The organism is Gordonia sp. NPDC003425 (genome assembly GCF_053588635.1).
On sequence record NZ_JBSFQI010000007.1, the window covers coordinates 204,083 to 216,550 of the forward strand.

General features: G+C 65.6%; 10 protein-coding genes. 4 read left to right on the forward strand and 6 right to left on the reverse strand.

Going from position 1 to position 12,468, the window contains the following annotated elements:
• Positions 1 to 91: 91 nt before the first annotated feature.
• The gene (glnA, locus tag ACWDTD_RS11270) at positions 92 to 1,525 is read left to right on the forward strand and encodes a type I glutamate--ammonia ligase (RefSeq protein WP_449747186.1); all 1,434 of its coding nucleotides are present in this window, start codon (positions 92 to 94) and stop codon (positions 1,523 to 1,525) included.
• Between the two features lie 92 nt (positions 1,526 to 1,617).
• Here glnA (ACWDTD_RS11270) and ACWDTD_RS11275 read toward each other — a convergent pair whose 3' ends face one another.
• On the reverse strand, positions 1,618 to 3,081 hold the full coding sequence (locus ACWDTD_RS11275; protein WP_449747249.1) for an MFS transporter: 1,464 nt from the start codon (positions 3,079 to 3,081) through the stop codon (positions 1,618 to 1,620).
• Positions 3,082 to 3,226: 145 nt separating this feature from the next.
• On the opposite strand from ACWDTD_RS11275, the gene ACWDTD_RS11280 reads away from it, so the two are divergent.
• From ACWDTD_RS11280 to ACWDTD_RS11290, 3 genes are all read left to right on the forward strand, one after another.
• On the forward strand, positions 3,227 to 3,979 hold the full coding sequence (locus ACWDTD_RS11280; RefSeq protein ID WP_449747187.1) for a TetR/AcrR family transcriptional regulator: 753 nt from the start codon (positions 3,227 to 3,229) through the stop codon (positions 3,977 to 3,979).
• A 65-nt stretch (positions 3,980 to 4,044) separates the two neighbouring features.
• Positions 4,045 to 5,535 (forward strand): hypothetical protein, encoded by a 1,491-nt coding sequence (locus ACWDTD_RS11285; protein ID WP_449747188.1) that lies wholly within the window; start codon positions 4,045 to 4,047, stop codon positions 5,533 to 5,535.
• A gap of 92 nt (positions 5,536 to 5,627) precedes the next feature.
• The gene (locus ACWDTD_RS11290; RefSeq protein ID WP_449747189.1) at positions 5,628 to 5,816 is read left to right on the forward strand and encodes a hypothetical protein; all 189 of its coding nucleotides are present in this window, start codon (positions 5,628 to 5,630) and stop codon (positions 5,814 to 5,816) included.
• Between the two features lie 28 nt (positions 5,817 to 5,844).
• Here the strand turns inward: ACWDTD_RS11290 and ACWDTD_RS11295 are convergent, their stop codons facing one another.
• The 5 genes from ACWDTD_RS11295 to glnA (ACWDTD_RS11315) all read right to left on the reverse strand — a co-directional run bounded on the left by ACWDTD_RS11295 (position 5,845) and on the right by glnA (ACWDTD_RS11315) (position 12,447).
• Complete coding sequence (locus tag ACWDTD_RS11295; protein ID WP_449747190.1) at positions 5,845 to 6,474, reverse strand: biliverdin-producing heme oxygenase; 630 nt, start codon at positions 6,472 to 6,474, stop codon at positions 5,845 to 5,847.
• Between the two features lie 81 nt (positions 6,475 to 6,555).
• Entirely contained in the window at positions 6,556 to 7,503 is a 948-nt protein-coding gene (locus tag ACWDTD_RS11300; protein ID WP_449747191.1) for an endonuclease/exonuclease/phosphatase family protein, read from the reverse strand.
• A complete protein-coding gene (locus tag ACWDTD_RS11305) occupies positions 7,503 to 10,586 on the reverse strand; it encodes a bifunctional [glutamine synthetase] adenylyltransferase/[glutamine synthetase]-adenylyl-L-tyrosine phosphorylase (protein ID WP_449747192.1) in 3,084 nt (1,027 codons plus the stop codon). Before ACWDTD_RS11305 ends, ACWDTD_RS11300 begins: the two co-directional genes overlap by 1 nt.
• 55 nt (positions 10,587 to 10,641) lie before the next feature.
• Positions 10,642 to 11,052, reverse strand: a complete 411-nt coding sequence (locus ACWDTD_RS11310) for a hypothetical protein (RefSeq protein WP_449747193.1) — start codon at positions 11,050 to 11,052, stop codon at positions 10,642 to 10,644.
• Positions 11,053 to 11,106: 54 nt separating this feature from the next.
• Positions 11,107 to 12,447, reverse strand: a complete 1,341-nt coding sequence (glnA, locus tag ACWDTD_RS11315) for a type I glutamate--ammonia ligase (RefSeq protein ID WP_449747194.1) — start codon at positions 12,445 to 12,447, stop codon at positions 11,107 to 11,109.
• Positions 12,448 to 12,468 lie beyond the last annotated feature (21 nt).

Sequence of the window (12,468 nt, forward strand, 5' to 3'; positions counted from 1 at the left end):
ATCCGCTGCTGTCTCTCGGTGGCGGTCCAGGCATGCCAGGCGAACCCTCGGGGCGCGTCTGGCCGGCGACAAGTGAAGGAGTCACCGCACGGTGTACAGCAGCAACGAAGAACTTCTCGAGGGCATCAAGTCAGAAGGTGTCGAGTACGTCGACATCCGATTCTGCGACCTGCCCGGTGTGATGCAGCACTTCTCGATCCCCGCGTCGGCTTTCGACGAGTCGGTGTTCGAGGACGGTCTGGCGTTCGACGGTTCGTCGGTCCGTGGATTCCAGTCGATCGACGAGTCGGACATGATGCTGCTGCCCGACGCGACGACCGCACGGATCGACCCGTTCCGCAAGGCCAAGACGATGAACCTCAGCTTCTTCGTCCACGATCCCTTCACCCGTGAGGCCTACAGCCGCGATCCGCGTAACGTCGCACGCAAGGCCGAGGATTACCTGGCCTCCACCGGGATCGCCGACACCTGCTTCTTCGGCGCCGAAGCAGAGTTCTACATCTTCGACTCCGTGGCGTTCGCATCCGAGATGAACGGCACGTTCTACGAGGTCGAGTCGGAGTCGGGCTGGTGGAATTCCGGTTCGCCGACCGATCCGGACGGATCACCCAACCTGGGCTACAAGGTGCGCCCGAAGGGCGGCTACTTCCCCGTAGCACCCTACGACCACTACGTCGACCTGCGTGACGAGATGTCGACCAACCTGCAGAACGCGGGATTCGTCCTCGAGCGCGGGCACCACGAGGTGGGCACCGGCGGTCAGGCCGAGATCAACTACAAGTTCGACACGCTGCTGCACGCCGCCGATGACGTGATGCTGTTCAAATACATCATCAAGAACACGGCGTGGGCGAACGGCAAGACGGTGACCTTCATGCCCAAGCCGCTCTTCGGCGACAACGGGTCGGGTATGCACGCCCACCAGTCGCTGTGGAAGGACGGCAAGCCGCTGTTCCACGACGAGGCCGGCTACGCGGGTCTGTCCGACCTGGCGCGCTACTACATCGGCGGCATCCTGCACCACGCGCCGTCGCTGCTGGCGTTCACCAACCCGACGGTGAACTCCTACAAGCGTCTCGTGCCCGGTTACGAGGCTCCCATCAACCTGGTGTACAGTCAGCGCAACCGCAGTGCCTGCGTGCGTATCCCGATCACCGGCAACAACCCGAAGGCCAAGCGCCTCGAATTCCGTTGCCCGGACAGCTCGGGCAACCCGTACCTGGCGTTCGCGGCGATGATGATGGCCGGACTCGACGGCATCAAGAACAAGATCGAGCCGCACGAGCCCGTCGACAAGGATCTCTACGAGCTTCCGCCGGAAGAGGCCAAGGACATCCCGCAGGCACCGACCTCACTGTCCGCGGTGATCGACAAGCTCGAGGAGGATCACGAATACCTCACCGCCGGTGGCGTGTTCACCGAGGACCTCATCGACACCTGGATCGCGCTCAAGCGTGAGAACGAGATCGAGCCGGTGCAGATCCGCCCGCACCCCTACGAGTTCGCGCTCTACTACGACTGCTGATCGGCTGTCGCACGTGATGATTCGGCCCGCCCGCGCGTCCGGGCGGGCCGCTTCATGTCGGCGACCGGTTGGTCGACTCGACCGGTTTGCGTTCAGCCTCGCGAGAGCACATCCGACGATTCCGGGGGCTTCTCGACGGGTCGACGGCGCATCGCCAAGGACGCCAGTACCGCGGTGACCAGTAGAATTCCGGCGCCCACCCAGCTTGCGGCGGTGAGTCCGGAGACGAACGCCGAACGTGCGACGTAGGTGAGCGGCCCAGCGCGTTCGGGCGTCAGGTGGGCGGCCTCGACCAGGGCAGCGCTCAAGCTGCGAGTTGCTTCGCCGGTGGCAGCGCCATCCGGAAACGTGGTGCGGTACACAGCGTTGACCACGCTGCCCAGTATCGCGATGCCGAGTGCTCCGCCGAGTTCACTCGACGTTTCGAGCAGACCCGATGTAGCGCCGGTTCGGTCGGCCGGCGCCACACTGACGACATAGTCGGCAATCATGGAGGTCGCCGCGACGATGCCGGCTGCCAGTATCGACGCTCCGATCAGCACACTCACGATCGAATCCGATGTGGTCAGTGCCGCCAGAACCACGAATCCGCATGCGGCAACGAGCAATCCGGCCACGATCACCATTGGCCGGCCGACACGTCCGGCGGCGACCGCCGCCACCGGGGCGGCGACCCCGACGACGATCGAGGGCACCAGACTCCACAGCGCGGCGCGCAATGGTGAAAACGCCAGCACCGACTGCAGATATTGGGTCATCAGCACGGCATTACCCAGCATTGCGAACATGCAGATCAAATTGATCCAGATCGACGTGGCGAAACGCCGTTCGGCCAACAGCCCTACGTCGAGCATGGGCTGATCGATCCGTCGTTGGCGTGTAACGAAGACCGCTCCGAACGCGAGTCCGATTCCCAGCACCACCAGATGGACCCACGACCAGCCGTCGGCGGCGAGGTTCTTGATGGCCGCCACCGTAGGCAGCACAGCAGCCAGGGCGAGCAATGCACTGAGGACATCGACACGGCGTGCCGACGATCCGGTGTTTCCGGGCAACAGGATCGGGGCCACGACGAGCAGGACGGCCATCACCGGCACGTTGATCAGAAACACCGATCCCCACCAGAAGTGTTCCAGCAGAAGACCACTCACAATGGGACCGACCGCAACGCCGCCGGCCATCACGGCGTTCCACGTCGCGACGGCCTTGGTGCGTGCCGACTCGTCGTCGAAGATGTGCCGGATCATTGCCAAAGTGGACGGCATGAGGGTCGCCCCGGCAACAGCCAGCAGCGCGCGTGCGCCGATCAACATCTCTGCCGACGTCGACAGTGCCGCTCCGATCGACGCCAGACTGAAGGCAGCGGCGCCGAGCATCAACAGCCGTCGGTGCCCGATCCGGTCGGCGAGCGAACCCATCGTGAGCAGCAGACCGGCCAGGATGAAGCCGTAGACGTCGAAGATCCAGAGTTGCTGCTCGGGCGTCGGTGCCAGGTCGGCGGCGATATAGGGAACCGCGAAGAACAACACCGAGACATCCATCGACACGATCAGCATCGGCAGGCACAACGCGGTCAGTCCGATCCAGGGTGAACGAGTCACGATCACCACTTCCTTTCTGCGTATGACATAGACTGTTTAGTCCGTACGCAAATATATGGACTAACTGTGTATTTTGCAAGCAGTTAGTAGAATGCTTGGCATGGCCGCCAACGACGAGGGTGTTCCCATACCCCGCTACCTCGCACTGCTGTGGGGACACGAGGATCCGACGCCACGACGCGGACCCAAGCCCACCCTCACCGTGCGCGACATCGGGCGGACCGCCGCAGCCATCGCCGACCGCAGTGGATGGGAGGCGGTCACGATGAAGGCGATCGCGGACGAACTGGGTATGACGACGATGTCGCTCTACCGATATGTGGACAGCAAAGAAGACGTCCTGGAGATCCTCGCCGAGGAGGCCTACGGTCGCGCCGATCCGGCACTGACCGCGTCGGGTTCGTGGCGTGATCGGATCACGGCGTGGGCGAGAGCAGCTGTCGACGGCTTCCGTACTCACCCGTGGTTGGCTACGCTGCCGTTGTCTCGTCCGCCGATGGGACCGAATGTGTTGTCCTGGACCAATACCGGACTGCAAGCCTTCGACGAGACCGCGCTGAGCGGACAGCAGAAACTGAATGCGCTGCTCGTCGTCGACGGATTTGTGCGGCAACATGTCCGGCAGAGCACCCAGCTGGGCATGTTTCCCACACCGACCGCCACCGCGGCCGAACCGGCATACGAGGCGCTCGTCGGTGCGGTGATCGACGCCGAGTCGATGCCGAGCCTGGCCGCCGCGGTCCGCTCGGCGATGGCCGAGGCGACACCGGACGACGACTTCTTCGCCGAACAGTTCGACTTCGGCCTGTCCATCGTGCTCGACGGCCTGGGCATACTCATCGACGGATCGTGAAATCTCGATGAGAAATTCAATACAGATGTTTGCTCGACGCACTCTCTGGTGATCGACTGTGGGACATGATGCTTCGCCGAGTGTTCGCGCTCCTGTTGCCGGTGATCGCGCTTGTCACACCGTCGCCGGCGCACGCGGCCGGGCCGGTGATCCCGATCCCCGGCCAGGCGGCGCCGACGATGAGCCTGCACTCCGCCGTCACCCCACGTCCGGTCGACGGTGTGGCGCCGTTCTATCAGAATCGCTTCATGGCGCCCAACCCGGACGCCTCGATCCACAACGACGCCTGGCAGACCAACACCTATCACCGTGCCGGACCAGCGGCCGGGCTCAGCACGGTACGGTCGAATAGTCTTCCGGGAGAATGCGCTTCGATCACCTTTGACCGGCGCGGACGCATCCTGACGACCTGCATCGGTGCGGTCCGCGGGCTCTACCTCCTCGACCCGAACACGCTGGCCGAGATCGCGCGGTACCCCCTCCCCTCGAATTCGGGTTCCCTCGTGACCGGCGCGGCGAAGTCCGGCACGCTCAACGGCTTCGGCGGCGGCGGGTATTTCTATCTCAACAACCGCGATCAGGCGGTGATCGGCACCAGTGATCGGCACCTGCTCATCGTCGGGGAGAACAGTGCCGGCGATGGTCTCGTGCGCGTCGCCGACATCGACATCGGTGTGCACCTGCGCCCATCGGAGACACTGACCTCCACGTTGCCCGATTCGAACGGATTGCTCTGGTTCGTCGGCAAGGAGAACGGCGTCATCGGGACGGTCGACGCCGCGAGCGGGACCCTCCGCGTGATTCGGGTGGGTTCCGGAGCCGAGGGCGAAATCGAGAATTCGTTCGCCACCGGCTCCGACGGCGACGTCTACGTCGTGACCAACCGCGAACTCTTGCGGCTGCATGCCGCGGCCGACGGAACACCGCAGATCGACTGGCGGGTGACCTACCCCAACAGTCGGCAGCACAAACCGGGTCAGGTCGACGACGGCAGCGGCACCACTCCGGCGTTGCTGCCCGGCGGTTACGTCGCGATCGCCGACAACGCCGACCCGATGAATGTCGTGGTGTATCGGACGGGGCCCTCGGCGTCCCGCACACCGCTGTGCACCACTCCGGTGTTCTCGCGCGGCGCGAGCGCCACCGAGAACTCCCTCATCGCGGCCGGCAACTCTCTGGTGGTGGAGAACAATTACGGATACTCAACGGCCAGAACGTCTTTGGGTGGGTCATCGACGCCGGGTTTCGCGCGTGTGGACGTGTCGGAGTCGGGTTGCTCGGTGCGGTGGACCAATCACACGGTTGCCGCGCCGAGCGTGGTGCCGAAACTGTCGTTGGCCACGGGGCTGGTGTACACCTACACGAAGAACTCCGGCGTCATGGCTCCCTGGTCGTGGACGGCCATCGATTTCCGCACGGGCGCCATCGTGTGGCAGCGACCGGCGGGAAGTGGACCACTGTTCAACAACAATTACGCCGGAATCGCGATCGGACCGACCGGCACCGCATATCTGGGTGTCCTCGAGGGAATTGTGTCCTTGCGAAGCCCGACGTGAGTCGAGGCGCTGAACACCGCGATTGCCGAGAAGTATCAAGTCAGGGACTTTCTTCCCTCACGTCCTCGCCACTTTTCCTTTACCGTTAATTCATGGCCCCTAGAACACGCTTTGTCGAAGATCTGGCCCCCGGAGACCGCATCAGCTTCGACGGGATGCACGGAGTCGTCCGCACCACCTCACCGCACGGCACCGACGAGCGCCTCGTCGAACTCGTCCACTCCTCCGACGACCGCAATGAGATCGTGCTCACTGTGGGTTCAAGGGTGGAAGTGCTCTAGCCTTCTCGCAACGGTTGCGCCGCGCGGGTCACGTCACCGGCGCGGCGTCGAGGTCGGCGAACATCTGCTGGTTGTGACCGAAGGCGGCCACCGCTTCGGCCACAAGTCGCTCGACGCCGTCGTCGTCGAGTCCGAGCGCATCGAGCCGCTCCCGGTAGGCATCCTTGTATCGCTTGAGCTTGTCGATTCCGTCGAATGCGAAGAAGCTCAGCGTCGTCTCGTCGAGTCCGTAGTGCAGGCGCATCCGGTGCGCCACAATCTGTCCGCCGGAGAGGTCACCGAGGTAGCGGGTGTAATGGTGCGCGACGAAGCGCACCGGATCGTGCCGCGTCGCGCTGATCGCATCGACATAGCGCCGCGTGGCCGGTAACGGCGTTCTCGCCGCGCCGGCCCCGAGCGCGGCGAGGTCGGCGTCGAGCCGCGCCGCTCGGCGGAGGCGATCGTCGAGAACCGCGTCGGCGACCGGATCACCGGCCAGATCATCACCCACATCTTCGAGCGCGCGGTACACGAACCACAGTTGGGTGGCCAGGCGCCGGTAGGCATCCACGTCGAGCCGCCCCGACATCAGGTCGTCGACGAAGGTCGCGTTCTCGGCCTGCTGATGAGCCGCAGCTGTTGCCGCACGCAGGCGCGCGGAGATCGTGGACGTGGACATGATGTGTCAGTCATACCACCGACGGCGATACCACCGAAGGGGGCGCCAACGACCGGCGATCCCGGCACACGCGCGTGGACCTCACCCGGCCACCAGGTTCACCACGATGGTCCGGTGATCGGAGCCGCGCAGCTCGTGAGTGTGCACCGACGTCGCCACGAACCCGCGCACGAGGACGTGATCGATACCGATCAGCGGCTGCTGCGCCCATCGATCGGTGGGGAAGGTCGGGACGAATCCCGCCCCGGCCTGGTCGGTGGCCGCGGCGAAACCGTTCTGCAGTAACTCCCGGAACCGCGCCTGATCCCAGGTTGCGTTGTAGTCGCCGGCCGCGATCGCGGGTCCGGGTGGAAGCGATCGCAGGTAGTCCCGGACCGATCCGAAGTCATCGAGCCAAGTGTTGCTCTGCCCGCGCAGAGGTGCGGCGGGATGGATTGCGAGTACCTGCGCGTCCGGCGCGCCGGGCAGTGACGTGCGCGCAGACAGATTGTGCAGCACCGTGTTCGGGATCTGTGCCTGATCGGTGAGTGGGTGTTTGCTCAGTAACGCGCTACCCACCGCTTCCGGTCCGGGTATCGCGTAGGAGTACGGCAGCTGTCTGCCGATGCCGCCGGCACGCACCTTCGCCAGCGCCTCGGGCGTCAACTCCTGCAGCGATACCAGATCGGCGTCCGCGTCGGCGACGATCGACGCGAGTTGGTCGATGTCGGCCCCACCGAACAGCAGGTTCGACGACACCACGGTGAATCGCTCTCCGGCCGGTGCGGTCTGCGAGACCCACAGTGGCGCTTGCGTGTAGCACAGGGCCAGGGACGCGACGACGGTCAGCGAGAGCATCATCCATCGCCGCAACGCCGCGAAGAGCACCAGCGCGAGAACACCCGGGACGATGGCGTACGGTACCGCGCTGGTCAGGTAGATGCTGAGTTCGCCACGCGAGGGGTAGTAGTGCAGCCATACCGCCACGGCGACCACGGCCAGCAGCACCCAGCCGAATACGATCAGCAGAAAGAATGCGGCTCTGCGCATTACGCTCCGAAGACCTTGCGTACCACGGCTTTCGCCCGACGGGTGACGCGCAGATAGTTCTCCAGGAAGTCGCCGGCCTGATCGTCGGGCCATCCCGCGGCGAACGCGATCTGCCGGAGCTGCCTGCCGGGGCCGGGCAACTGGTCGATGGGCTTTCCACGCACCAGCACGAGCGCGTTACGCGCTTTCGTCGCAGTGAGCCAGGCGTCCTTGAGCAGGGCGACGTCGTTCTCGCTCAACAGTTCCGCGGCGCCGATGGCGTCGAGCGTCTGCAGCGTCGAGGTGTTGTGCAGTGACAGGAAGCGGTGACCGTAGCGCAACTGCATCAGCTGGACGGTCCACTCGATGTCGGCGAGCCCACCGCGACCGAGCTTGGTGTGGGTGGCCGGATCGGCTCCCCGTGGTAGTCGCTCGGCGTCGACCCGGGCCTTGATCCGCCGGATCTCTTTGACCGCGTCGGCGGACACGCCTCCCGCCGGATACCGGATCCGGTCGGCCATGTGCAGGAATTCGACGCCCAGCGCATCGTCGCCGGCCACCTGGTGCGCCCGCAGCAGTGCCTGGATCTCCCACGGCTGTGCCCATTGCTCGTAATACGCGGCGTAGGCGGCCAGGGTCCGCACCACCGGGCCGTTTCGTCCCTCCGGACGCAGCCCGGTGTCCACTTGAAGCGGCGGGTCGTCGCTCGGGGAGCCCAGCATCGAGCGGACCTTCTCCGCGATCGTCTGCGACCACCGCACGGCAGCCGACTCGTCGACGCCGGGATTCGGCTGGCACACGAACAGCACGTCGGCGTCGGAACCGTAGCCCAGCTCCCCACCGCCCAGCCGGCCCATTCCGATGACGGCGATCCGCGCGGGCGCATTGGCCTGCGGGTCGATCCCGCCATCCCCGGTCCCCGATCCCCCGGTTTCGGATTCCTCGCTCCCCGATCCGGCGTTCCCGGCGTCGCGAACCTCCGAATCGTGGATCGCGTAGATGAGAGCGGCATTGAGCACCGCGGCCCACACACTCGACAGCGCCGCGCACACCTGCGGCACGTCCATCATCCCGAGCACGTCGGCCGATGCGATGCGCGCCAACTCTGCCCGCCGATGCGATCGCGCCACCGCCACCGCGCGCCGCAGATCGGGCTGCCGCACCGTCGATGCCACGAGTCCGCGCGCCACTTCACCGGAATCGACCTCACACAGTTTGGGGCCGCCGGCGCCGTCGGAGTACAGGTGGATCACCTCCGGTGAACGCATCAGCAGGTTGGCGATGTACTCCGACGCGCCGAGCACGTGCATGAGCCGTTTGGCCACCACACCGTCGTCGCGGAGCAGCCGCAGGAACCACTCGTTGTCCATCAGGTCGCACAGTCTGCGATAGTTCAGCAGCCCGGCGTCGGGATCGGGGGTGTTGCCGATGTACTCGAGGAGCTGCGGCAGCAGCAATCGCTGCACCTGGCCCCGCCTGCCGCCGGTGGAGGCGAGCGCCCGGATGTGGCTGAGCGCGCGGTCGGGCTGGGCGTAACCGAGTGCGGACAGTCGGCGCTGCGCCGACACGTCGGTCAGCGTCAGCTCGTCGGTGTTGAATCGGGTCGCCGCGTCGAGCAGCGGCCGGTAGAAGAGTTTCTGATGCAGTCGTCGAACCCGCAGGCTCTGGTGTTTGATCTGGTTGCGCAGCACCGTGGTGGCGTCGAGATCGCCCTCGCGGCGGATGTGCGCCGCCCGCGCGAGCCACCGCATGTTCTCCTCGTCGTCGAACGCGGGGAGCATGTGGGTGCGGGACAGTCGCTGCAACTGCAGGCGGTGTTCGAGCAGGCGCAAGAACTGATACGACGCAGTGAGGTTTGCGCCGTCGTCGCGTCCCACGTATCCGCCCGCGGTGAGCGCGTTGAGTGCGTCCACCGTGGCACGCACCCGCAACGTCTCGTCCACCCGGCCGTGCACCATCTGCAGCAGTTGCACCGCGAACTCCACATCGCGGATGCTGCCACTGCCCAGTTTGAGGTTGCGGTCGCGTTCGCTTTCCGGGACAAGCGATTCCACGCGCCGGCGCATCGCTTGCACTTCCGGCACGAAGTCGTCTCGCTCCGCGGCCTGCCATACCATCGGGTTGAGCGCCTCGTGATATCGCTCGCCGAGTTCCATGTCGCCGGTCATCGGGCGCGCCTTGAGTTGCGCCTGGAACTCCCAGGTCTTGGCCCACCGACGGTAATAGGCGACATGCGATTCCAGCGTCCGGGTGAGCGCACCGGCCTTGCCCTCGGGTCGTAACGCCGCATCGACCTCGAAGAAGGCCAGCGTACCGACGCGCATCATCTCCCCCGCGATCCGCGCCGACGTGCCGTCGGCCGGTTCGCTCACGAAGACGACGTCGACGTCGCTGACGTAATTCAGTTCGCGCGCACCACATTTGCCCATCGCGATCACCGCGAGCCGCACCGGGATCGGCCGGTCGGCGCACACCTCGCGGAACGCCACGGCCAGCGCAGCGGTCAGCGCCGCGTCAGCAAGATCGGCCAGCCGCGAACCCACCTCCGGGAACGCGAGTACCGGTTCGTCCTCGACGGTCGAGGCCACGTCGTGCGCCGCAACCTCCATCAACAGGTTGCGATAGGCCAACCGCAATGCGACCACCGCGCGGGGCCCGCTGAATCCGGCACGGTAGATGCTGTTGCCCTGTTCGATCTCGCCGGGCTCGGCGGTCGCATCGACCGCGTCGAGCATCCGCGCGAAGACCTCGTCACGGTCGGGCAGTTCGTCCTCGAGGAGCAGACGCCACGACTGCGGCTCGGCCACCAGATGGTCGGCCAGCGCGTCCGAGGACCCCGTCACCGCGAAAAGCCGGCCACGGAATCCGGTGTTCGACCGCAACCGCGCATCGATCTCCGCCCACTCCGATCCGTCCGTGGCGGCCAGGCGCACCATGGCGCGCAGCGCCAGGTCGGGGTCGGGAGCCCGTGACAGCGCCCAGAGCAGATCGACCGATTCCTCGTCGTTCCACCCCAGCTCGTCGAGGCTCACCGACGCCGAGGGGTCGAGTAGACCCAGCCGCCCCACGCCCGGCACGCCACCACGGCCACGAAGAGTTGTCACACCCCGAAAATAGCGGCCCGGCCGATCGTGCCGGAAGCGCGGGTCGTGCAATCCGCTATTTCGCCCCACTCTCCCGGTTCTCACGGGCGTGCGCCACGCCCGCCTTCGCCAGCAGCCACGGCACCACCAGGGTGGCCAGGGCTGTCACCACCCACACGATCACCGTGGCTGCGATCCAGGTGCCCACGCCACTGATCGAAATGCCGTCGCCGCCGAGCAAGGAGGCAAGCAGTAGCGCGACGAACGTGGATACCAGGCCCACTCCGCCGATGAACGCTTCCGCGTTTCGATGTACGAACTTGACGATGAACGGGCTGAGGATCGCCTGCGCGGCAGCGAAGATGATCACCGCGAGCAGGAAGCCGGCCACGTGGACGGTCATCTTGTCCAGGATCGCGGTGGCGACGAGAATACCGATCGCCGCGGAGATCAAATACACCAGGACACGAACAACGATGCGCATCATGAGGTCATCGTAGGGGTCGGCGGCCACCCCGGGTGGCATGTTCGCCGGGCCACGTCACAGCGGCAGGTAGCGCTTCAGCTCGAACGGGGTCACCTGGCTGCGGTAATCGTTCCACTCGGTCCACTTGTTGCGCAGGAAGTAGTCGAAGACGTGCTCGCCGAGCGCCTCGGCGACGAGTTCGGAACCCTCCATCGCGTGCAGGGCCTCGGCGAGGCTGCCGGGCAGCTCCTTGTAGCCCATCGCCCGCCGCTCGCCCGGGGTGAGCGCCCACACGTCGTCCTCGGCCTCGTCTGGCAGCTCGTAGTCCTCCACGATGCCCTTGAGTCCGGCCGCGAGCAGCACTGCGAACGTGAGGTAGGGATTGCACGCGGAATCGGGGCTGCGGATCTCCACGCGGCGCGAGGACGCCTTGTTCGGGGTGTAGAGCGGCAGCCGGATCAGGGCCGAGCGGTTGGCGCCTCCCCAGGTGGCCGACGTCGGCGCCTCGCCACCGTGGATCAGACGCTTGTAGCTGTTGACCCACTGGTTGGTGACGGCGCTGATCTCGGAGGCGTGGTGCAGAATTCCGGCGATGAACTTCTTGCCCGTCGCCGAGAGCTGCATCGGATCGTCGGGATTGTGAAAGGCGTTGGTCTCGCCCTCGAACAGGCTCATGTGGGTGTGCATCGCCGAACCCGGGTGCTCGCTGAAGGGTTTGGGCATGAACGTCGCCCAGGTTCCCTCCCCGATCGCCACTTCCTTGATGAGGTACCGAAATGTCATGACGTTGTCGGCCATGGACAGCGCGTCGGCATAGCGCAGGTCGATCTCCTGCTGACCCGGGGCACCCTCGTGGTGGCTGAACTCCACCGAGATGCCCGTCGACTCCAAGGCCTCGATCGCATGCCTGCGGAAGTTGGGGGCCGCGTCGTGCACGGCCTGGTCGAAGTATCCACCCGAGTCGGCCGGTGTCGGCACGCTGCCGTCGAGCGGCGCCTCCTTGAGCAGGAAGAACTCGATCTCGGGATGCACGTAGCAGCTGAAACCCCGCTCGGCGGCCTTGTTGAGCTGTCGACGCAGCACCTGGCGGGAGTCAGCCCAGCTCGGTGTGCCGTCGGGCATCACGATGTCGCAGAACATGCGGGCCGAGTGATGCTGGCCGGCGGATGTGGTCCACGGAAGGATCTGGAAGGTCGACGGATCGGGACGGGCCACCGTGTCGGCCTCGGATACACGCGAGAAACCCTCGATGGCCGACCCGTCGAATCCGATGCCCTCGGCGAATGCTCCTTCGAGTTCGGCCGGCGCGATCGCCACAGATTTCAGATAGCCGAGTACGTCGGTGAACCACAGCCTCACGAATCGGATGTCGCGCTCTTCGAGGGTCCGCAGCACGAATTCCTTTTGGCGATCCATGATCGCCGACATTAGAAGTAG

Coding starts and splice junctions, on each gene's coding strand:
- glnA (WP_449747194.1), bottom strand. CDS start 12,447: ATGGATCGCCAAAAGGAATTCGTGCTGCGGACCCTCGAAGAGCGCGAC.
- ACWDTD_RS11275 (WP_449747249.1), bottom strand. CDS start 3,081: ATGCTGATCGTGTCGATGGATGTCTCGGTGTTGTTCTTCGCGGTTCCC.
- ACWDTD_RS11280 (WP_449747187.1), top strand. CDS start 3,227: ATGGCCGCCAACGACGAGGGTGTTCCCATACCCCGCTACCTCGCACTG.
- ACWDTD_RS11285 (WP_449747188.1), top strand. CDS start 4,045: ATGATGCTTCGCCGAGTGTTCGCGCTCCTGTTGCCGGTGATCGCGCTT.
- ACWDTD_RS11295 (WP_449747190.1), bottom strand. CDS start 6,474: ATGTCCACGTCCACGATCTCCGCGCGCCTGCGTGCGGCAACAGCTGCG.
- ACWDTD_RS11310 (WP_449747193.1), bottom strand. CDS start 11,052: ATGATGCGCATCGTTGTTCGTGTCCTGGTGTATTTGATCTCCGCGGCG.
- ACWDTD_RS11290 (WP_449747189.1), top strand. CDS start 5,628: ATGGCCCCTAGAACACGCTTTGTCGAAGATCTGGCCCCCGGAGACCGC.
- ACWDTD_RS11300 (WP_449747191.1), bottom strand. CDS start 7,503: ATGCGCAGAGCCGCATTCTTTCTGCTGATCGTATTCGGCTGGGTGCTG.